This is a genomic window from Actinomadura syzygii (genome assembly GCF_008085905.1).
Classification (GTDB): domain Bacteria; phylum Actinomycetota; class Actinomycetes; order Streptosporangiales; family Streptosporangiaceae; genus Spirillospora; species Spirillospora syzygii.
The window spans coordinates 101,729-122,964 of sequence record NZ_VSFF01000012.1 but is presented as its reverse complement, the minus strand read 5'-3'; the positions used below and the strand labels follow the sequence as shown (position 1 = coordinate 122,964).

The window sequence follows — 21,236 nt, the reverse complement described above, 5'->3', positions numbered from 1 at the left end:
GATGACGCACGAGACGGACGACGGGAAGCTCGTCGACTACCTCAAATGGGTGACGGCCGAACTGCACAGCACGAGGGCGCGGCTGGCGGACGTCGAGTCCGGCGGCGCCGAGCCGGTCGCCGTCGTCGGCATGGCCTGCCGGTATCCGGGCGGGGTCGCCTCGCCGGACGACCTGTGGCGGCTGGTCGCGGACGGCGGCGACGCGATCGGCGGCTTCCCCGCCGGGCGCGGCTGGGACCTGGACGGGCTGTTCGACCCCGATCCCGACCATCCGGGCACCAGCTACAGCCGCGAGGGCGGGTTCCTGCACGACGCCGACGCGTTCGACCCGGCGTTCTTCGGCATCAGCCCGCGCGAGGCCCTCGCCATGGACCCGCAGCAGCGGCTGCTGCTGGAGGTCGCGTGGGAGACGTTCGAGCGCGCGGGCATCGTCCCGGCGGACCTGCGCGGCAGCGCCACGGGCGTGTTCGCCGGGGTGATCTACGCCGACTACGCGGCCCGGCTCGGCCGGGCGCCCGCCGAGGTGGAGGGCTTCCTCGGCAGCGGCAGCGCGGCGAGCGTGGCCTCCGGCCGGGTCGCCTACACCTTCGGGCTGGAGGGCCCGGCCGTCACCGTCGACACCGCGTGCTCGTCGTCGCTGGTGGCGGTCCATCTGGCGGCCCACGCGCTGCGGCGCGGCGAGTGCTCGCTGGCGCTGGCGGGCGGGGTGACGGTGATGTCCACGCCCGGCGTGTTCGTCGAGTTCAGCCGGCAGCGCGGGATGTCGCCCGACGGACGGTGCCGGTCGTTCGCGACGTCCGCCGACGGCACCGGCTGGTCCGAGGGGGCCGGGCTGGTGCTGCTGGAGCGGCTCTCCGACGCTCGGCGCAACGGGCACCGGGTCCTGGCGCTCGTCCGCGGTTCAGCGATCAACCAGGACGGGGCGAGCAACGGGCTGACCGCGCCCAACGGCCCGTCCCAGGAGCGGCTGATCCACCGCGCCCTCGCCGAGGCCGGACTCACCACCAACGACATCGACGCCGTCGAGGCGCACGGCACCGGCACCACCCTCGGCGACCCCATCGAAGCCCAAGCCCTCATCAACACCTACGGCCAACAACGCGACCCCGACAAACCCCTCTGGCTCGGCTCCATCAAATCCAACCTCGGCCACACCCAGGCCGCCGCGGGCACCGCGGGCATCATCAAGATGATCATGGGCATCCGGCACCGGACGCTCCCGCGAACCCTCCACGTCGACGCGCCGACACCACACGTCGACTGGGACGACTCCGGCGTCCGACTCCTCACCGAAGCCCGCCCCTGGCCCGAAACCGAAAGCCCGCGCCGCGCCGCCGTCTCCTCCTTCGGCATCTCCGGCACCAACGCCCACGTCATCCTCGAACAACCACCCGACGAGCAGGAACCCGAGCAAGACACGGACGACGGGGACGCCGCGTCCAGGGTCGTGCCGTGGACGCTGTCGGCCAGGACGCCCGGCGCGCTGCGCGGGCAGGCGGAGCGGCTGCTCGGCTTCGTCCGCGCCGAGGACGCGCCGGGGCCGCGCGCCGTCGGCCGGGCGCTGGCGACGACCCGCACGGCCTTCGAGCACCGGGCCGTCGTGGTCGCCGCCGACCAGGACGAGGCCACCCGCGCGCTGGCCGCGCTCGCGCGGGACGAGCCGTCTCCGAACGTGGCGCGGTACCGGGCCGCGAGGCCGCCGGGCGCGACCGCGTTCCTGTTCTCCGGGCAGGGCTCGCAGCGCGCCGGGATGGGCCGCGACCTGTACGAGGACTTCCCCGTCTTCGCCGAGGCCCTGGACGAGGCGTGCGCGGAGTTCGCCGGTCACCTGGACGAGCCGCTGCGCGAGACGATGTTCGCCCCGCCGCGCTCCCCCCGCGCGACGCTGCTGGACCAGACCCTCTACACCCAGCCCGCGCTGTTCGCCTACCAGACCGCGCTCCACCGGCTGATCACCTCCTTCGGGATCGTCCCCACCCACCTCCTCGGACACTCGATCGGCGAACTCACCGCAGCCCACCTCGCGGGCGTCCTGTCCCTCCGGGACGCGGCCGCCCTCATCGCCGCGCGCGCCCGCCTCATGCAGGACGCCGGGGACGGCGTGATGATCGCGGTCAACGCCTCCGAGGACGCGGTCCGCGCACTGCTCGACGGCCACGGGGACCGGGTCTCGATCGCGGCCGTGAACACGCCCGACTCGGTGGTGCTGTCCGGCGACGCGGACACGGCGCTGGAGCTGGCCGGACGGCTGGCGGAGCAGGGCCTGCGCACCCGGCGGGTGAACGTCAGCAACGCGTTCCATTCCCCGCACATGGACCCGGTCCTGGAGGATTTCCGCGCGGTCGCGGACGCCCTCGCGTTCCAGCGGCCGACGATCCCGGTCGTCTCCAACGTGACGGGCGCGATCGGCGGCGCGGAGTTCACCGATCCCGGTTACTGGGCCCGGCATCTGCGCGGGACCGTGCGCTTCGCCGACGGGATCACGACGCTTCGCGCCGAAGGCGTGACGACGTTCGTGGAACTCGGGCCCGACGCCGTGCTGAGCGCGATGGTCAGGCGCGGCCGGTCCGAGTCGGACGCCGGGGCGATCCCGGTGCAGCGGGCCGGGCGGCCGGAGGCCCGCACGTTCCTGACCGCCCTCGCCGCGCTGGACGCCGCCGGGTCGCCGGTGGCCTGGTCCGCCGCCTTCGGCCCCGGTCCGGTCGCGGCCGACCTGCCCACCTACGCGTTCGAGCGCGACCGGTACTGGCTGCGGGCCGACGCGCCCGCGGCGGCGCCGCCGGACGACGGCGGCCCGGACCCCGCGTTCTGGGCGGCCGTCGACCGCGGCGACCTGGACGCGCTGACCGCGGCGCTGGAGGCCGAGCCGCACGAGGAGCTGGCGATCGGCGCCCTGGTGCCCGCCCTGGCACGGTGGCGGCGCGGCCGCCGCACCCGCTACCGGACGGTCTGGCGGCCCGTCGCCGACGGGCCGACTCGCGGGACGCCCGGCCGGTGGGCGGTGCTCGTCCCCGACGAGGTCGACGCGGCCTCGGCCGAGCCGCTGCTGGACGCCCTGCGGGCCGAGGGCCTGGACGTCGTCCCGCTGCCCTTCCGCACCGGTGAGGCGGCGCCGTCCGGCCCGATCCCGGACCGGATCGCGGGCGTCCTCGCCCTGCTGGCCTTCGACGACGGCGCGCCGAAGCGGGCCGCCGAGCTGGTCCGCGCGGTGGCCGGCGTCGACGTCCCGGTCTGGCTGGCGACCCGGCGGGCCGTCGCCGCCCGTCCCGCCGATCCGCCGCCCGACCCGTCGCGCGCCGCGCTCTGGGGCCTGGGCGAGGCGCTGGCCGCCGAGCGTCCGGGCCGGGTGGGCCTGGCGGACCTCCCGGACGGCCCGGACGCCGGGCCGCCGGCGGCGTTCGCACGGACCCTGCGCGCGGGCGCCGACCGCGACCAACTGGCGTTCCGCGAGTCCGGCGTGTTCGCCCGGCGCCTGACCCGGGCGGCGCCGCCGTCCGGCCTCGCGCCGCGCGGCGACGGGACCGTGCTGGTCCTGGCCCCGCGCGGGGTCGACGAGGACCTGGTCGCGCGGGCCGGTGCGGGCGCCGCCCGCACGGTGGTCGCCGCTCCGCCGGAACTGGGCGCCGGGGAGACGACGGACTGGGATCCGGCCGACGCGTCCGGGCTCCGGAGCCTGCTCGCCGCCATTCCGGCGGACCGCCCGCTGGCCAGGGTCGTGTTCGACGCCGCGGCGCCCGCCTCGGTCGAGCCGGACGGCGCGGCGGCGCCCACCTACGGCGACTTCGCCGCGGAGCTGAAGGCGCTGGTGAAGGCGGCCCTGGAGATCGACGCGCTGACCCGCGCCGACGAGCCGCCGCTGCTGGTGTTCCGCACCCGCTCGGGCGCGCTGCTGCCGGTCCCGGGACGGCCCGCCGACGCGGTCGCCCGCGCGTTCCTGGACGCGGTGGCCGCGGCACGCCGCGCGGCCGGCTTCCCCGCCGCCTCCGTGGCATGGGACCCCGGCGTGGACGTGCCGGGCGTCGCCGCCGCGCTCGGCGCCGAGGCCGAACCGCCCCTCCTGCTCGCCGACACGGACTGGGACGCCGTCGCCGGCCCCGTCCCGCCGCTGTTCGACGAGCTGCGCTCCGCGCCCGACACCGCGCCCGAGGACGCGTCCGGCGCGCGGGACGGCGGCACCGGCCCGGACTGGCGGGAACTCGTGGCGGCGGCACCGGCGGACGAGCGGGAACGGCTGCTGGCCACCCTGGTCAGGACGCACGCCGCCGCCGCGCTCGGCCACGCGTCCCCCGAGGCGATCGAGCCGGACGCCGACCTGGCCGAACTCGGCATCACCTCGTTCTCGGCATTGGAACTGCGCAACCTGCTCGCCGAGGCGACGGGAGTGGCGCTGCCCGCCACCGTCGTGTTCGAGGAGCCCACCCTCTCCCGGCTCGCCGCGCGGCTCCGCGCCGGACTCGACGGCGCCGCCGAGAGCGACCTCGAAAGATCGATCTAGCCCTGCCCACCGGAAGCGATCTGGAGCAGAATCATGGACCCAACCGTAATCATCGCGGGCGGCGGCCCCACCGGACTCATGCTCGCCTGCGAACTCGCCCTCGCCAACGTGCACGCCGTCGTCGTCGAGAAGCTCCTCGACCCTTCCGGGGAGTCACGGGGAATGGGGTTGCACGCGCGGTCTCTGGAGACCCTCGACCAGCGGGGACTGCTGGAACGGTTCGGCGACGACACCCCGGTCTGGCCCCGGGCGCACTTCGCGCTGATGTGGATGGACCTGAGCGACTTCGACACGACCTTCACCTACATCGTGCCGCAGTGGCGGACCGAGAAGATCCTCGACGAGCGGGCCCGCGAACTCGGCGTGGACCTGCGGCGCGGCGAGGTCGTCGTGGCCGTCGACCAGGACGACGACGGCGTGAGCGTCGGCGTGCGGAACGCCGCCGGCGAGGAGTACCGGCTGCGCGGCGAATACCTGGTCGGCGCGGACGGCGGCGGCAGCACCGTCCGCAAGCTGGCCGGGTTCGACTTCCCCGGCACCGACTCGACCTACCACGGCGTCCTCGGAGACATCGAGGAGTACGACGCCGTCGACGGCATCGAGACGACCCTCTACCCCGACAAGGGCATGTACGCCGCGATCCCGCTCGGACCGGACGTGCTGCGCATCATGACCACCGAGTTCGACGCGGAGCTCCCGCCCGACGACCAGGAGGTCACGCTCGACGAGCTGCGCGCCAGCGTCAAGGCCATCACCGGCGAGGAGCCGAGGGTCGGCAAGCCGCGCTGGCTGTCGCGGTTCGGCAACGCGAGCCGGCAGGTCACCGCGTACCGCAGGGGCCGGATCTTCCTGGCCGGGGACGCCGCGCACGTCCACTACCCGATGGGCGGGCAGGGCCTCAACTCCGGCATCCAGGACGCGGTGAACCTGGGCTGGAAGCTGGCCGCCGAGATCAACGGCTGGGGCCCGCCCGCCCTGCTGGACAGCTACCACGCCGAGCGGCACCCGGTGGCCGCGCGGGTCGCGAGGAACACCGAGGCCCAGCTGGCGCTGCTGCACCCGGTGGGGAAGATCGGGCCGCTGCGCGACCTGTTCGGCGAGCTGCTGCAGTACAAGGAGGTGCGCAGGCACCTGATCGAGATGGTGACCGGCATCGCGGTCGCCTACGACTTCGAGTATCCCGACCGCGCGGACGGCCCGCACCCGCTGGAGGGCCGCCGCATCCCCAACGCCACGCTCGCCACATCCGACGGCGAGCGCACCGTGGCGGAGACCCTGCGGGCGGGGCACGGGGTGCTGCTGGACCTCTCGGGCGGCGACGCGGAGAGCGTCGACGTCTCCAACTGGGCCGGGCGGGTCGACCTGGTGCGCGCCCGCCCCGTCGAGGAGATCGACGCGGCGGTGGCGCTGGTGCGCCCGGACGGCTACATCGCCTACGCGCACGGGGACGGCTCCGACCCCGAGGGCCTGGAACTGGCGCTGAAGACCTGGTTCGGCTGAGCCGCACGGCCTCCGGGAACGGCGCTCTCCGGCGGCGTGGTCGCATGCCCGCGACCACGCCGCCTTGCCGCACGCAAGGAACGTCCGCGTCCACTGGATCCGTGTTGCTGTAGACGTCCACGTTCACTACGTCCTATAGTTGCTGTAGACGTCGACGTTCCCTACATGCGGGGCAACGTGCGCATACTCCGCTCCCACAAGTTCCCATGACCTCGTTCTCCTGGAGCCACGATGGCGACCGCCCAGACCAGTGACACAAGTCCACCGCCCTACCGGCAGCGCTCCGGCATCGTCCTCACCGCGCTGCTCGGCTGCCAGCTCATGCTGGTGCTGGACGTCACGGTGGTGAACATCGCCCTGCCCCACATCAAGAGCTCGCTGGGCTTCTCGGCCGACAACCTGGCCTGGGTCCTCAACGCCTACACGGTGGTCTTCGGCGGGCTGCTGCTGCTCGGCGGCCGGGCCGGGGACATCCTCGGCCGCCGTGCCGTGTTCATGGCGGGGGTCGCGCTGTTCGGCGTGGCGTCCCTGGTCGGCGGGCTGGCCCCCGACTCGGGCTGGCTGCTCGGCGCCCGCGCCGCGCAGGGCCTCGGCGCCGCGCTGGCCTCGCCGTCCGCCCTCGCCCTCATCTCCACCAGCTTCGCCGAGGGGCCCGAGCGCACCCGGGCCCTCGGCCTGTGGGGCGCGGTGTCCGGGTCGGCGTCGACCCTCGGCCTCATCGTCGGCGGCGTCCTCACCGACGTGCTGTCGTGGCGCTGGGTGCTGTTCATCAACGTCCCGATCGCGGTGCTGGTGCTCGTGCTCACGCCCCGGTTCATCCGCGAGGCCGACCGGCAGCCCGGCCGTTTCGACATCGCCGGCGCCGTCACCTCGACCGTCGGGATGGGCGCGCTGGTCTACGGGTTCATCCACGCCTCGTCGGACGGCTGGCGCGACTCGATCACGGTGGGCTCGATCGCCCTGGCCGTGGTGTCGCTGCTGCTGTTCGTCGCCGTCGAGTCGCGGGCCCGCCAGCCGATCACGCCGCTGCACCTGTTCCGCGACGCCGACCGGATCCGCGCCTACCTCGTCCTGCTGCTGATCGCGGGCAGCATGCTCGCGATGTTCTTCTTCCTCGCCCAGTTCCTGCAGGAGGTCCTGAAGTTCGGGCCGCTCAAGGCGGGACTCGCCTTCCTGCCGCTGTCGCTGGTGCTGATTCTCGCCGCCCAGCAGACGGCGTCGGTGCTGCCGAAGGTCGGCGCCAAGGCCCCCACCGCGATCGGAGCTGCCGTCACCGTCGCCGGGCTGGTCTGGCTGGGCTTCCTGGACGAGAACAGCGGCTACCTCACCGGCGTCCTCGGCCCGCTGGTGCTGTTCGGGATCGGGGCCGGCCTGATCTTCGTCCCGGCCACCGTGGGCGCCGCCGCCCGCGTCGCGGACGACGAGTCGGGCGCCGCCTCGGGGATGCTCAACTCCATGTCGCAGATCGGCGGCAGCCTGGGACTGGCCGCGCTGGTCACCGTCGCCGGGACGGCCGCGAGGCACGAGGCCGAGCACCCCGTCGCCGGGCTCTCCCCGGCTCGCCAGGCCGAGCACGTGCTCACCTACGGCTTCACCCGGGCGTTCCTGGTCGCGGCCGCGCTCGCCGTCGTGATCCTGCTCATCAGCCTCACCGCGCGCCGCCGTCCCGCGCCCGCCGCGCAGACGCCCGCCGAAACCGCCGAGACCGCCGAGACCGCCGAGACCGCCGAGACGAACGCCGCCGAAGCCTGACGTCCGGCCGTCCCGTCCCACTTAAGACGGCTCCAAGGGGTCGCTTCAGCTCCCGCGACGATCCTTGGTGGGACTTCACACGACCCACCCGGAACCGAGCACGGCGGAAGGAAGCTGAGCATGACCTATGAGGCGAACGCGGACCTGGTGACCGGCCGGCTGATCGTGCTGTCGAGCGACTGACCGGAGGAGCCATGAAGCCCGGGCACGCAAAACGCGCCATCGCCGTCCTCGGCGCCGCCGCCGTCCTGTCCCCGGCGGCCTCGGCCTGCGGGTCGGGCGAGGCCGCCGAGAGCGGCTCCTTCGCCTTCGCCACCGACCAGGTGCCGCAGTGCCTGGATCCCGCGGTCAGCCCGCAGGACGTGGTGGCCCTCATCGGCCGGAACATCTTCGACTCGCTGGTCGCGCAGGCGCCCGACGGGACGTTCCGGCCGTGGATCGCCGAGAAGTGGACGGTCTCCCCCGACGGGAAGACCTACACCTTCACGCTCCGGCAGGGCGTCACGTTCTCCGACGGGACGCCGCTGAACGCCGCCGCGGTCAAGGCCAGCCTCGACCACATCGTCGACCCGCAGACCAAGTCCATCTACGCCGCCCGGCTGATCAGCGCCTTCGACGAGGCCACCGTCGCGGACGACCGCACGGTGCGGATCAGGCTGAAGCGGCGCAGCACTCCCTTCCTGCAGGCGCTGAGCACCACCTACCTCGGCATCCAGTCGCCGTCGTCGCTGCGGGCGCCCGGCGCCGCCTGCGGCCACCCGGTCGGATCGGGCCCGTTCCGCCTCGACGCCTGGACGCGCAACGTCAGCCTGATCCTCAAGCGCAACCCCAAGTACGCCTGGGGGCCGCCGACCGCCGCGCACACCGGGCCCGCGCGGCTGAACCAGATCACCGTCAAGTTCGTCACCGAGGACGCCGCCCGGTTCGGCGCGCTCGCCAGCGGCCAGGTCGACGCCATCGACGACGTGCCGCCGGTGAACGTGAAGACCCTCAAGGCGTCCTCCGGGCTGCGCCTCGCGCACGCCGACATCCCCGGCGTGGTGTTCACGACGTTCCTGAACGCCTCGCGCGGCCCGCTCGCCGACGAGCGGGTGCGCACCGCGCTGGTGCGCTCGGTCGACCTCGACACCCTGGTCAGGTCCGCCTACTTCGGGCAGTTCGAGCGGGCGTGGAGCGTGCTCAGCCCGTCGACGCCGGGCTACGACACCGGGGCGCCCGGCACCTGGAAGTACGACCCGGCGCTCGCCGGGCGGCTGCTCGACCAGGCGGGCTGGACCGCCCGCGACTCGCAGGGCTACCGCACCAAGGACGGCAAGCCGCTGGAGCTGCGCTGGCCGTACGTGCCGCAGTTCCTGGCGAAGTTCCTGGTCGTCGCCCAGGGCATCCAGGCGCAGGCCAAGCAGGCCGGGTTCAAGATCGACCTGGCTCCGGCGGACTCGGGCACCTTCGGCCGCGAGTACGTCAAGGGCGACCTGGACCTGTACTCCTCCAGCTTCGTGCGCGCCGAGCCGGACATCCTGCGGCTGTTCTTCACCAGCGGGCAGAGCTCGGCCAAGGGCGGCGGCGCCATCCTCGGCACCGGGTTCCCCCAGTTGGAGCGCTGGCTGAACGAGGCGGAGAGCTCGGCCGACCGGGCCGCCCGCGTGGCCGCCTACGTGCGGGCGCAGCGGTTCGTCACCGAGCACGCGCTCGCGCTGCCGGGCTACGTCCCGGCCGACCTGGTCGGCTACTCCGCCAAGGTCAAGGGACTGGCCTTCGAGCCCAACGCCTACCCCCTCTTCTATGACGTGACGGTGGGGGGCAAGGCGTGAAGCGAGCGGAGGGCCGGACGGCGGACGGCCTGATCGGCTGGACGCTGCGCCGGCTCCTGCTGTCGGTGATCGTGGTGTTCGGCGCGGCCACGGTCACGTTCGCCACGCTGCAACTCACCCCGGGCGACCCGACCTACGCCGTCCTGAACAATCCGTCCCCGCCGCCCGAGCTGGTGGCGCACGTCCGGCACGACCTGGGTTTCGACCGGCCGGTCGCCGACCAGTACACAAGGTTCCTCGGCCGCCTCGCCACCGGCGACCTCGGCCGCTCCTACCAGCTCGACCAGCCGGTCTGGCGCGTCATCACCGCCCAGCTCGGCTCGACGGTGGAGCTGGCCGCCGCGGGGTTCGTCCTGGCGCTCGGCGCGGCGGTGGTCCTCGCCACCGCCACGGCCGGGCGCCGCCCGCTGGTGCGCCGGGCCTCCGCCGCGCTGGAACTCCTGTCGGTCTCCACCCCGTCCTTCTGGACCGGGATCGTGCTGCTGACGTTCCTGTCGTTCCGGCTCCACCTGTTCCCGGCCACCGGCGGCACCGGCCCGCGCGGCCTGGCGCTGCCCGCGATCACGCTGGCGCTGGGCATCGCCGGGGCCTACACCCAGGTGCTCCGCGAGGGGCTGGAACGCGCGCTGGACGAGCCGTTCGCGCTCAACTCCCGGGCCCGCGGGTCGGGCGAGACCGCCGTCCGGCTGCGGCACGCGCTCCGGCACGCGCTGACGCCCATCGTGACGATGTCCGGATGGACGATGGGCACGCTGCTCACCGGCGCGGTCATCGTCGAGTCGGTGTTCAGCCGCCAGGGCCTCGGCCGGACGCTGGCCACCGCCATCTCCGGCCACGACCTGCCGCTGGTGACGGGCATCGTCGTGCTCGCGGCGGCGGCGTTCACCCTGCTCAACATCGCGGTCGACCTCCTGTACCGGATCCTCGATCCCCGGCTGCGGGAGGCGGCGCCGTGACCGCCGTCGCGAGCGCCGAGCGGCTGGCCGGGGCCGGTGACCGCCGCGTACGGCCCGGGGCCGCGCTGGCCTGGACGTTCCTCGCGCTGGTCGCCGTCGCCGCGCTCTGGCCGTCGCTGCTGGCCGGGCACGAGCCCAACGCCGTCGATCCCGCGCACGCCCTGGCCGGGCCCGGGGCCGGCCACCCCTTCGGCACCGACCAGCTCGGCCGCGACGTCCTCAGCCGGATCGTGTACGGGACGCGCGCGTCGGTGACCATCGGGCTGGGCGCGACCGCGTTCGCGGTCGTCGCCGGCTCGGTCCTCAGCACCCTGGCCGCGCTCGGCGGACGGGCCGCCGACGAGCTGGTCATGCGGACCACCGACGTGTTCCTCGCCTTTCCCGGCCTGCTGCTCGCGATGCTCGTGGTCGCGGTGCTCGGGGGCAGCACGCTCAACGCGACGCTCGCCATCGGGATGTCCAGCGCCCCGGGGTTCGCACGGCTGATCCGCGGCCAGATGCTGGTGATCCGCGAGTCGGACTACGTGCAGGCGGCGCGGGCGCTCGGGCGGCGTCCGCTCGACGTCCACCTGCGGCACACGCTGCCGAACGCGCTGCCGCCCGTGCTGGTGCTGGCGACCGTCCAGGTCGGCGCGGCCATCATCGGCGGCTCGTCGCTGAGCTTCCTCGGGCTCGGGCCGAAGCCGCCGACGGCCGAGTGGGGCGCGATGCTCGCCGAGGGGCGGAGCTTCCTCGCCGCCGACTGGGCCGTCGCGGTGTTCCCCGGCCTGGCGCTGACGGCGACCGTCGTGGCGTGCAACGTCGCCGGCCGCGGCCTCCAGCGGAGGTTCGAGGGGCGGCGCCATGTCGTCCGCTGAGCCCCTGCTCCGCGTCGAGGACCTCCAGGTCGCGTTCCACACCCCTCAAGGCGTCGTCCAGGCCGTGCGGACGGTGGACTTCACCGTCGCGCCGGGCGAGTGCCTGGCGGTCGTCGGGGAGTCCGGGTCCGGCAAGAGCGTGACCGCCCGGACCCTCATCGGCCTGCCGGGCCCGGGCGCACGGGTCCGGGCCCGGCGGCTGACCCTGGACGGCGAGGACCTGCTCGGCCTGAGCGAGCGCAGGTGGCGCGAGGTGCGCGGCGGCCGGATCGGGTTCATGCCGCAGGACGCCCTGTCCGCGCTGGACCCGCTGCGCAAGGTCGGCGCCGAGGTCGCCGAAGGACTGCGCAACCATCGCCCGGCCCGCCGGGCGGACGTCCGGGCCGGGGTCGTCGAGCTGCTGAGGCTGGCCAGGATCCCCGAGCCGGACCTGCGCGCCCGGCAGTACGCGCACCAGCTGTCCGGCGGGCTCCGCCAGCGGGCCGTGCTCGCGACGGCGCTGGCCGCGGGCCCTGGGCTGCTGGTCGCCGACGAGCCCACCACGGCGCTGGACGTCACGGTGCAGGCCCGGATCCTGGACCTGCTGGCCGCCCGCAAGGCCGAGGGCGTGGCGATCCTGCTCATCAGCCACGACCTGGCGGTGGTGGGACGGCTCGCCGACCGGATCGCGGTCATGCACGACGGCGTGTTCGTCGAGACGGGCCCGACCGAGCGGATCCTCACCGAGCCGGCGCACCCCTACACCCGCAGGCTGCTGGCCGCCGTCCCGTCGGCGCACGCCAAGGGGACGCGCCTCAGCCTGGAGCCGCCCGCGACCCCCGCGAAGGCGCCCCCGCCGGAGGTCGCGAGCGGCCGCGTCCTGGAGGTGTCCGGGCTGACCAAGACCTTCCGGACCGTCGGGCGGCGGCGCCGCACCGCGGTCGAGGACGTCTCGTTCACCCTGGAGGCCGGCGAGACGCTGGGCGTCCTCGGGGAGTCGGGATCGGGCAAGTCCACCGTCGCCCGGATCGTGCTCGGCCTGCTGGAGCCCGACGCCGGGTCCGTCGCGCTGCACGGCCGCCCGTGGTCGGCGCTGCGCGAACCGGCCCGCCGCCCGCTGCGCCACCGGATCCAGTTCGTCCAGCAGGACCCGCTCGCCTCGTTCGATCCCCGCTACACCGTCGAGCGGATCGTCGCCGAAGGGCTGCGGGACCGGCCCGGCCCGGGCCGCCGCCGGGACCGGATCGCCGACCTGCTGGAACAGGTCGGGCTCGACGGCGCCCTGCTGGACCGGCGCCCCGCCCAGCTCTCCGGAGGCCAGCGCCAGCGGGTGGCCATCGCGAGAGCGCTCGCGCCCGGACCCGACGTGATCGTCTGCGACGAACCGGTGTCCGCCCTCGACGTGTCGGTCCAGGCGCAGATCCTCGACCTGTTCGCCGACCTGCAGCGCGGCCTGCGGGTCGCGCTCCTGTTCATCTCGCACGACCTCGGCGTGATCTACCACGTCAGCGACCGGGTCATCGTGATGAAGGGCGGCCGCGTCGTGGAGACCGGCGAGGCCGCCGAGGTCTTCGCCCGCCCCCGGCACGAGCACACCCGGGAACTGCTGTCCGCCCTGCCCGAACTGCGGGACGCCGGTCCCGCGGCCACCAGCTCGCCCAGCCCCTCCTGACGACCATGATTGGGAGCCCTCCATGACCGAGGCAAGCCGAATCCCCCTGTCCGTGCTCGACGTGGCGCCCGTGTGGCGCGGGTCGACGGCGACCGAGGCGCTGCGCAACACCCTCGACCTGGCCCGGCGGGTCGAGCGGTTCGGATACCGGCGGTACTGGATGGCCGAGCACCACAACACGCCGAGCCTCGCGACCTCCGTCCCGGGCGTCATGACGGCCGCGGTCGCCGGGGTCACCTCAACGATCCGGGTCGGGTCGGGAGGGGTGCTGCTGCCGAACCACGCCCCGTTCGTGGTGGCCGAGCAGTTCGGCACCCTGGAGGCGATCCACCCCGGGCGGATCGACCTCGGCCTCGGCCGGGCGCCGGGCACCGACCCGCTGACCGCGCGGGCGCTGCACCGCACCTCGTCCGGCGACGACTTCCCCGAGCGGATCTCCGAGCTGCTCGGGTACTTCGCCGGGCCGGACGGCAGCCCGTCCAAGAGCCTGATCAACGCCGTCCCGGCGGGCGAGCACCGCCCGCAGGTGTGGGTGCTCGGCTCCAGTCCGGCGAGCGGCCAGCTCGCCGGGCTGCTGGGCCTGCCCTACGCCTACGCCCACCAGATCAGGCCGCAGCTCACGGCGGTGTCCATCGGCGCCTACCGCGAGCACTTCCGCCCGTCCCCCGACCTGCGGCGCCCGCACTCCATCGTGTGCGCGATGGTCGTCGCGGGCGAGGACGACGCCAAGGCCCACCGCCTCATCGGGCCCATGGGGCTGACGTACGTGCTGCACCGGCGCGGCGTGCCCGTCGGCGACCCGCTGCCCACCCAGCGGGAGGCCGACACCTTCGTCTACACGACGGGCGACCGGGAGCTGCTCGACGAGTACCTCGGCCCGCAGCTGATCGGCGGCCCCGAGACCCTCGCGCAGAAGGTGCCGGAGTTCCTCGCCGAGACGGGGGCGGACGAGCTGATGGCCCTCACCGGCATCCCCGACCACGAGGCGCGTATCCGCTCCTACGAGTTGCTCGCCCAGGCGGTCGGCCTGGCGCGGGACGGCGTGTCCGTCACGGGCTGACCGGCCCGGCCGGGGAGGCCGTTGCGGAGGCGGCGCCGTGCCCGGCCGTGAGCGGCAGCAGGACGCGGTCGACGATCGCGGTCACCAGCGCGTCCGGGATCCGGCCGCCGCCCGCGACGACGTGGTCGAGCAGCAGGGCGGGGCCGACCGAGGCGACCAGCGGGTCCACCATGGGGGCGGGGACCTCGCCGCGCTCGGCGCCCCGCCGCAGCGCCTCCAGGATCAGCTCCTTGCAGGGCCGCAGCACCCGCTGGTCGAAGATCGCGCGGAAGTCGCGGTCGCCCTCGACGGCCACCACCGTGAAAGCTCCCGCGCAGGTCGCGTCCGCTCCCCGCTTGACGCACGACAGCAGGGCGACCAGGTCGTCGCGCACGGTCTCGGCCTGCGGGACGTCGAAGGGCGACGGCAGGACGCTGCTCAGCGCGTCGAGGACGAGTTCCTTCTTGTTGCTCCAGCGGCGGTACAGCGCGGCCTTGCCGGTGCGGGCGGCGAGGGCGACGCTGTCCATCGTCATCCGGGTGAAGCCGACGTCGGCCAACTGCTCGAAGACCGCGTCGAAGATGGCCTGCTGGAGCTCCGCCCCGTGTCGCCGTGGCGCTCCCGCGGCGTCGTCGGCGTGCCCGACGGCGGCGGCCCTGCCCATCCCCCGCCTCCAGTGAACGTAGGCGTCTCCCAGCGTTTCCATGGTACCCGGACGGCGTTCGCCGCCTATGCCCCGGCGCGGGGACGCCCACGGCCGCGGCGCCCTTCTCCGACGCGCATCCCGCGTGACCAAAACAGGCCAGCCGCGCTCACTCTGGGTTACCTCGCACCGATGGGTGTTCATCGCGCATGAGCGGATGGCTCGACGGTCGGGCCGATCGGCGGAGCGGCAATCAGGAGTCTCTCGCGGACGGTGAGGGGCCGCACACGCGAACTCCGGAGGTCAGGAGGGGGGACGCGCGCATCCGAAGCGTATTTATCGCCGGTGAACGGCGGGGAAACGCGGCAAATTGCCTGATCGTCCAATATGAAGGATGATATCCTACTTAACCTATCGGATTTACACTAAATCTGTTAGCGTACTCAGCATGCCTTGAGCCCTCTGTCCATGGTCAGGATTGTCGGTTTCGGCCCCGGCCGGCCCGCCGAGGTGCGGCGAAAGGACTCAGTCGCCTGTGGCAAAGACCCGGAGTGCTCCCGACATTCATCTCGTCCGCCGTACCGAATCAGCGGAGTTGTGGACCGCCGTGGACCGCCTGGGCGGCCGCGGCCGCGCCCAGTTGATCGAGGTCGTCGCCGAACCGGGCATGGGCAAGACCCGCCTGCTGGCCGAGGTCGCCTCCCGTGCCACGACCCGCGGCCTCACCGTCCTCAGTCGGCGCTGCACCGAGAAGGGCCGCGACGCCCTGGTGCGCGCGCTCGCGCACCTGGTCCTGGACGAGGCCCCCGGCCTGCCCGACGCCTCGCCGTCGGAGCGCCGGGACCTGGCGGTCGACGCCCCCGACCATTGGGGCTGGCCCGCCGAGACCCCGGACCGCGACTACGCGCCGTTCGTCCGCCGCCTGGCGGAACGCGTGGCCTCCTCCGCCCGGGGCCAGAACGGCCTGGTCATCCTGCTCGACGACTTCCAATGGGCCGACAACGCGTCCATCGAGTTGATCGAACAGCTCGCCCAGCACCGCGTGGAAGCGCCCCTGCTCGTCGTCATCGCCCAGCGGCCGTTGCAGGCGTCCGCCCGGCTGCGGGGCGCGCTCGCCCACGGCTTCGAACTGGGCACGGTGCGCCGCGTCGAACTTCCTCCGCTGACCAGCGCTCAGTCCGCCGCCCTCCTCGGCCTTCCCGTCGACGACCACCGGCTCGGCGAAATACACGAGGAGAGCCAGGGCACCCCGCTCTACCTGCTCGCCCTCGCGGGCATGCGCTCGCAGGGCGACATCCCCGAGCAGCTCGCGACGTTGATCCTCGACGAGATCGGGCGGCTCGGCCCGTGCGAGTCGCTCATCGTCGCGGCGGCGGCCGTGCTCGGCGAGGACTGGGACATGGAGACCCTGGCGGCGGTGGCCGAGACCGACCTGGACCACACGCACGCGGCGCTGGCCAACCTCACCCACCGTGACCTCTTACGCCCTATGGAACGTTCTTCTTCCTTCTCGTTCCGTCATCCCATCGTCCGGCAGCTCGTCTACAGGCGCTCCGGCCAGGGGTGGCATGTCGGAGCGCACCGAAGGGCGGCGAACTTCCTCGCCGGGCGCGGGGCCTCGGCCGGGCGGCTCGCCGTCCACATCGAGCGGTGCGTCGCGAGGGCGACACCCGGCGACCGGCAGATCCTGCGCCGGGCCGCCGAGGACGTCCTGTTCCAGGACCCCGCCACCGCGACGCGCTGGCTGCGCCTCGCCGTACGCATCACGCCCGAGGACGAGGACCTGGAACGCGGCGGGCTGATGCTCATGCTCGCCCGGGCCCTCGGCCTCACCGGACGGCTGCGGGAGAGCCGCGACCTGCTGCACGAAGCCCTCCGGCTGCTTCCCGAGGAGTCGATCGGCCCCCGCGTCGACACGGTGGCCTTCTGCGCGTTGATCGAATGCCTGCTGGGGAACTACACCGAGGCGCGAGCCCTGCTGGCGGGCGAGTTCTCGCGGCTCGGCACCGACGACCTGCCGCGCGAGGCGACCGCCCTGCTCATCGAGCACGGCGTCATCGGCGCGCTCGACGGGGACGTGCCCTCCTGCGACCTCGTGAACCTCACCAAACGCCTGGCCCGCGAGCACCGGGACCTCGTCGCCGAGGCCGGCGCGCTGGCGTTGAGCGGGCTGTGCGACGCGTTCAACGGGGACATCGAGGGCGCTTGCGCGGTGCTGGCGGACAGCGCCGCGCTCACCAACCGGCTGGCCGACACCGATCTCGCCACCCATCCGGAGTACCTGGGGGTGCTGGCCTGGGCCGAGGCCCTCACCGGCCGGTTCGGCGACGCGCGCCGGCATTTCCAGCGGGGCGTCGCGATAGCCCGCAAGTACGGACACGTCCACGTCCTGTCCGTGCTGCTCCTCGGCACGGCCATGACACACGTGATCACCGGCCGCCCGAGCGAGGGCGGCCGGCTCGCCGCCGAGGCCCGGGAGATCGCCGAGCGCATCAACGCAGTGCATCCGCAGGGCCTCTCCATCGCCGTCCAGGCGCTGAGCGCCGCCTGGCGGGACGAGGGCGAGGAAGCCGTCAGGCTGGGCGAACAGGCCGAGGAGATCCTGCACGGACACGACTTCCACTGGAGCGCCTTCGCGTCGATGGCGCTCGCCACGGCGGCCCGCCTGGGCGGCGACCCGCAACGCTGCCTCACGTTGCTGCTCGACGTGGGCGGTCTCGACCAGCGGCAGCTCCCGGCGGTGCTGCGCTCGTCGTCCCTGGAGACCCTCACCGGCGCCGCCGCGGCGCTCAGCGGGCACGGCGCCGAGCCCGCGGTACCGGCCGGGCAGGTCGCGGCGTGGGCGCGCCAGGCGGAGCAGATCGCCGATGCCGTCGGCCTGCCGGCGCACCGGGCGTTCGCCCTGGCGGCCCGCGGGCACGCCGCCCGCGCCGAGGGCGACCCGCGCGGCGCCCGGCACCTGTACGAGCGGGCGGCCCAGTTGTTCTGCGTCGCGGGGCTCGCGCACGCGCAGGCGCTCGCGCTCACCGCCAAGGCGGCGTGCCTGGCCGCGGACGGCCGGGCCGGCGAGGTCAGGGCGACGCTGGCACTGGTCGAGGAACTCGCCCGCCGCAACGGGATCCGCGCGATCGACCCCCTGGTCCGCGGCGTCCGGCTGCGCGTCTCGGGTCCTCCCGCCGCCCCTGTGGACGAGCGGCTGACGCTGCTGACGGCGCGGGAGCGCGAGATCGCCGAGCTGGCCGGAATGGGCAAACGGACCCGGGAGATCGCCGAAGAGCTGTCGCTGAGCCCGCGGACCATCGACGTCCACCTGAGCAGGACCTACCGCAAGCTGGGGATCGGCTCGCGTGCCGCGCTGGCCCGCCTGATGACCGCGTCCGCCCGGACGGCCCAGCCGGAGGGCGACCTCTGGACGACCGGAGCGATCGCGCACTGACCCGGTCGGGGACACCAGATGGCTGCCTAAGGTGCGTTTAAGCCCCTCCCGCGAGGATCGTCACAGCGCTGATCCGGGAGGGACGATGGTGGCGGGCCCCGAGTCACCGCCGAAGGAGCCGCTCGACCCGGTGGAGGACGTCCGGCGCACCGAGATCCCTGAAGGGAACCCCGCGTGAACACCATCGAAGACTTCGTCGACCTCGTCCGCGACGAGCTGGGCCTGCCCGTGACGACGGAGACGATCGGCCTCGGCTTCGACCAGATCGAGGGATGGGACTCCGTACTCCTGCTGGTGCTGCTCACCACGATCGAACGGGAGACCGGCCGCCGCGTCTCCCTGCCGGACGTCCTGGAGGCGGCCAGCCTGGAGCAGGTGTACCGCTTGGTCGCGGACGACCCCGCGGAGCTCCGCCGATGACGACGAGCACCCGCCCCGCCCGGCTCGACCCGGCCTCGCTCAAGGCCGTGCTGGGCCACTTCGCCACAGGCGTGGCCGCCGTCACCGGCCTGTACTCCCGCGCCCCGGTCGGCCTGATCGTCGACTCGTTCACCGCCGTGTCGCTGGCCCCTCCCCTGATCTCCTTCTGCGTCGCCCACACGAGCACCACCTGGCCCCGGATGCGCTCCAGCGAAGGACTCTGCGTGACCTTCCTCGCGGCGGAGCAACTGGACCGGGCGCGGCGCCTGGCGACCTCCGGAGCCGCCAAGTTCCACGGCGTGCCCTGGACTCCGTCACCGGCCGGGCTGCCCGTCATCGACGGCGGACTCGCCTGGCTGGAATGCGAGATCGACGCCGAACACCCCGCCGGCGACCACGTCATCGTCGTCGCCCGCGTCCACCGACTCGCACACGCGAACACCGGCGCCGACCCGCTACTGCGCTACTCCGGCAACTACGGCCGCTTCACCGACGACCTCGAAGACACCCACTGACGAGGCGCAGGCCAGACCGGCGACTGGCCCGAGAACGACTTCTCCGGACGGACGTTCGGCAACGCCCACTTCGAGCAGGTCTGCCTTGCCTCCGGCTGACCCGCGCGGGGCGCGGGCCAGCCGTTGCGCGAGGTCAGCGGACGGGCACCGGGATGATCGGCAGCGTGACCGCCGACGGGTGCTCCGGGTCGTGCAGGACGGTCTGCGACGCGGGCTGCGTGGTCGTGTCGGCGCCGAACTTCCCGCCCGTGTTCGGGTTGCGGTCGTACATCGGGAAGTTGCTGCTGGAGATCTCCAGCCGGATGCGGTGGCCCGCCTTGAACACGTTGCTGGTCGGCCACAGCTTGATCGTGTACTTGTAGACCTCCCCGGGGGTGATCAGCTCCGGCTTCTCCAGCGAGACCCGGTACCGGGCGCGCTGGATGCCGTCCCGGATCAGCATCGAGGTGCCGTCCGGGTAGACGTCGGTGAGCTTCGCCGTCCAGTCGGTGTCCTTCGCCGAGGACCTGGCGTAAAGCGTGACCGAGATCGGGCCGGTGACCTCGGTGTCCTTGGTGAGCTGCGGAGTGCTGTAGACCAGCACGTCCGACCGCTGCTCGACGGACCGCTGGTCTTGCGGGCCGCCGGGCACCGAGCTCTGGAAACGGCCGCCGACGCTCGGTACCGGGTTCGCCGGGTCGTACTGGTACTGGTCGGCCTTCTCGGCCGTCGCGGGCGCGGTGGCATCGAGCGTGCCGCCGCCGTTCGCCGTGTTCGCGTCGCCCTTGCTGTGCAGGTAGTACGTGGTGTTGGCGGTGCCGGGGATCGGCCAGGATTCAGCCGTGCGCCACTTGTTGGCGCCCATCACGAAGACCTTCACCGGCGGATCCTTGTCGACGCCGTTGTCGATCCCCTTCAGCCAGTGGTCGAACCAGCGGACGTGCAGATCGCCCCACGCGACGACCGCCTCCGGACCGAAGTCGACGGCGCCCACCTTGCGGCCCGAGCCGCCGTGCGTCCACGGCCCGACGAGGAGCTGCGTGCCCTGCCGGGCGACCTCGGACCCGCCCTGGGCGCGCATCCCGGCGAAGTTCTCCACCGTCCCGTTGAGGAAGATGTCGGACCAGCCGCTGAAATTCATCGACGGCACCTTGACCTGCGCGTAGTGGTCGCGGATGGCCCAGCGCTTCCAGTAGTCGTCGTAGCTCGGGTGGTCGATCCAGTCGAAGTAGTACGGCGCGACGCGGTTGTCCTGCGGGTACAGCGGCGGGAAGTTGTTCAGCGGCTGGTACTTGTACCACTTGGTGTGCAGGTCCTTGGACGCCTGGTTCATCTCCGCCCGCAGCTTCGCGCCGTCCGGGAGCTTGCTGGTGACGCCTCCGGTGAGGAAGCTCAGCAGCCAGTCCTGGATGAACGCCTGGTACAGCGCGCCGCCCTCGTAGGTCCATCCGTCGTAGATGTCGGAGGACGTGAACCCCGGGGCGATCGTGACCAGGTGCGGGGGCGTGAGGGTGGCGGGCTGCCACTGCGTGAGCCCCGGATAGGAGAACCCGTACATGCCGACCTTGCCGTTGGAGTGCGGCAGAGCGGCGGACCACTCGATGGTGTCGTAGCCGTCCTCGGCCTCGCTCCGGTACGGGTAGAAGGTGCCGTCCGACTTGTACTCACCGCGGACGTCCTGCACCACGACGAGGTAGCAGGCCTTGGCGTAACGGTCGGGGGCGCCGTAGACGAAGCTCAGGGCGCCCTCCTTGTTGTAGGGCAGCCGCATCAGGATGACGGGGAACTTGCCGTCCCCTTTCGGCGTGAACACGTTGCTGCGCAACACCGTCCCGTCCCGCATAGTGGCCGGGACGTCCTTCTCGACGCTGAATTCGCACACCTCCGCCTTCGCCGCGGCGTCGGCCGCCGCGCCGGGCACGGCGGCGACGCCACCCAGCAGCATCACGGCCGCCGCGACAAGGGACAGCCGCCAGCTGCGACTTCTTCTGTTCGCCCAGGTCGTCCGCCGTCTCGCGCGCATCGCCGCAACCCCTTTCTGGCCGGGGCGGCGGGGCCGCCCGCCGACTGGTCGACATCGTCGGGCGGAGCATCGCATGATCACGACGGCTGGTCAGGAGGGTGGTCAGGGGCTCTCGGTCGAACGGTCAGTCGGGTGCGACGAACGGTCCCGTTTGTGGCG

13 protein-coding genes are annotated in these 21,236 nt (G+C 73.4%); 11 read left to right on the top strand and 2 right to left on the bottom strand.

The genetic code is table 11. The features are described 5' to 3' along the window. Position 1 precedes the first annotated feature (1 nt). From FXF65_RS30770 to FXF65_RS30735, 8 genes are all read left to right on the top strand, one after another. The gene (locus FXF65_RS30770) at positions 2-4,495 is read left to right on the top strand and encodes a type I polyketide synthase (RefSeq protein WP_187412587.1); all 4,494 of its coding nucleotides are present in this window, start codon (positions 2-4) and stop codon (positions 4,493-4,495) included. Positions 4,496-4,528: 33 nt separating this feature from the next. Then, complete coding sequence (locus FXF65_RS30765; RefSeq protein ID WP_148353563.1) at positions 4,529-5,995, top strand: FAD-dependent monooxygenase; 1,467 nt, start codon at positions 4,529-4,531, stop codon at positions 5,993-5,995. Positions 5,996-6,226: 231 nt separating this feature from the next. Continuing rightward, a complete protein-coding gene (locus FXF65_RS30760; protein ID WP_148353562.1) occupies positions 6,227-7,747 on the top strand; it encodes an MFS transporter in 1,521 nt (506 codons plus the stop codon). Positions 7,748-7,941: 194 nt separating this feature from the next. After that, positions 7,942-9,558, top strand: coding sequence for an ABC transporter substrate-binding protein (locus tag FXF65_RS30755; RefSeq protein ID WP_148353561.1), 1,617 nt, complete (start codon positions 7,942-7,944; stop codon positions 9,556-9,558). Further along, the gene (locus tag FXF65_RS30750; RefSeq protein ID WP_222868802.1) at positions 9,555-10,514 is read left to right on the top strand and encodes an ABC transporter permease; all 960 of its coding nucleotides are present in this window, start codon (positions 9,555-9,557) and stop codon (positions 10,512-10,514) included. The genes FXF65_RS30755 and FXF65_RS30750 overlap by 4 nt, the downstream gene beginning before the upstream one ends. After that, complete coding sequence (locus FXF65_RS30745; protein WP_148353560.1) at positions 10,511-11,371, top strand: ABC transporter permease; 861 nt, start codon at positions 10,511-10,513, stop codon at positions 11,369-11,371. Before FXF65_RS30750 ends, FXF65_RS30745 begins: the two co-directional genes overlap by 4 nt. Then, positions 11,358-13,022, top strand: coding sequence for a dipeptide ABC transporter ATP-binding protein (locus FXF65_RS30740; RefSeq protein ID WP_148353559.1), 1,665 nt, complete (start codon positions 11,358-11,360; stop codon positions 13,020-13,022). Before FXF65_RS30745 ends, FXF65_RS30740 begins: the two co-directional genes overlap by 14 nt. Before the next feature lie 22 nt (positions 13,023-13,044). Continuing rightward, positions 13,045-14,082: an LLM class flavin-dependent oxidoreductase gene (locus FXF65_RS30735; protein ID WP_148353558.1), complete on the top strand. Its 1,038-nt coding sequence runs from the start codon at positions 13,045-13,047 to the stop codon at positions 14,080-14,082. On the opposite strand, the gene FXF65_RS30730 is transcribed toward FXF65_RS30735, so the two are convergent. Beyond that, on the bottom strand, positions 14,072-14,725 hold the full coding sequence (locus tag FXF65_RS30730) for a TetR/AcrR family transcriptional regulator (protein WP_187412586.1): 654 nt from the start codon (positions 14,723-14,725) through the stop codon (positions 14,072-14,074). The genes FXF65_RS30735 and FXF65_RS30730 overlap by 11 nt on opposite strands. 514 nt (positions 14,726-15,239) lie before the next feature. On the opposite strand from FXF65_RS30730, the gene FXF65_RS30725 reads away from it, so the two are divergent. From FXF65_RS30725 to FXF65_RS30715, 3 genes are all read left to right on the top strand, one after another. Continuing rightward, positions 15,240-18,140, top strand: coding sequence for a helix-turn-helix transcriptional regulator (locus FXF65_RS30725; RefSeq protein ID WP_222868801.1), 2,901 nt, complete (start codon positions 15,240-15,242; stop codon positions 18,138-18,140). A gap of 174 nt (positions 18,141-18,314) precedes the next feature. Further along, positions 18,315-18,560 carry a phosphopantetheine-binding protein gene (locus tag FXF65_RS30720; RefSeq protein ID WP_148353555.1) on the top strand — a complete coding sequence of 82 codons (246 nt, stop codon included), beginning with the start codon at positions 18,315-18,317 and terminating at the stop codon, positions 18,558-18,560. Next, on the top strand, positions 18,557-19,075 hold the full coding sequence (locus tag FXF65_RS30715) for a flavin reductase family protein (RefSeq protein ID WP_148353554.1): 519 nt from the start codon (positions 18,557-18,559) through the stop codon (positions 19,073-19,075). The genes FXF65_RS30720 and FXF65_RS30715 overlap by 4 nt, the downstream gene beginning before the upstream one ends. A 133-nt stretch (positions 19,076-19,208) precedes the next feature. Here the strand turns inward: FXF65_RS30715 and FXF65_RS30710 are convergent, their stop codons facing one another. Further along, on the bottom strand, positions 19,209-21,077 hold the full coding sequence (locus FXF65_RS30710) for a CocE/NonD family hydrolase (protein ID WP_148353553.1): 1,869 nt from the start codon (positions 21,075-21,077) through the stop codon (positions 19,209-19,211). Positions 21,078-21,236: the final 159 nt, after the last annotated feature.

Coding starts and splice junctions, on each gene's coding strand:
- FXF65_RS30770 (WP_187412587.1), top strand. CDS start 2: ATGACGCACGAGACGGACGACGGGAAGCTCGTCGACTACCTCAAATGG.
- FXF65_RS30765 (WP_148353563.1), top strand. CDS start 4,529: ATGGACCCAACCGTAATCATCGCGGGCGGCGGCCCCACCGGACTCATG.
- FXF65_RS30760 (WP_148353562.1), top strand. CDS start 6,227: ATGGCGACCGCCCAGACCAGTGACACAAGTCCACCGCCCTACCGGCAG.
- FXF65_RS30755 (WP_148353561.1), top strand. CDS start 7,942: ATGAAGCCCGGGCACGCAAAACGCGCCATCGCCGTCCTCGGCGCCGCC.
- FXF65_RS30740 (WP_148353559.1), top strand. CDS start 11,358: ATGTCGTCCGCTGAGCCCCTGCTCCGCGTCGAGGACCTCCAGGTCGCG.
- FXF65_RS30735 (WP_148353558.1), top strand. CDS start 13,045: ATGACCGAGGCAAGCCGAATCCCCCTGTCCGTGCTCGACGTGGCGCCC.
- FXF65_RS30730 (WP_187412586.1), bottom strand. CDS start 14,725: ATGGGCAGGGCCGCCGCCGTCGGGCACGCCGACGACGCCGCGGGAGCG.
- FXF65_RS30715 (WP_148353554.1), top strand. CDS start 18,557: ATGACGACGAGCACCCGCCCCGCCCGGCTCGACCCGGCCTCGCTCAAG.
- FXF65_RS30710 (WP_148353553.1), bottom strand. CDS start 21,077: ATGCGCGCGAGACGGCGGACGACCTGGGCGAACAGAAGAAGTCGCAGC.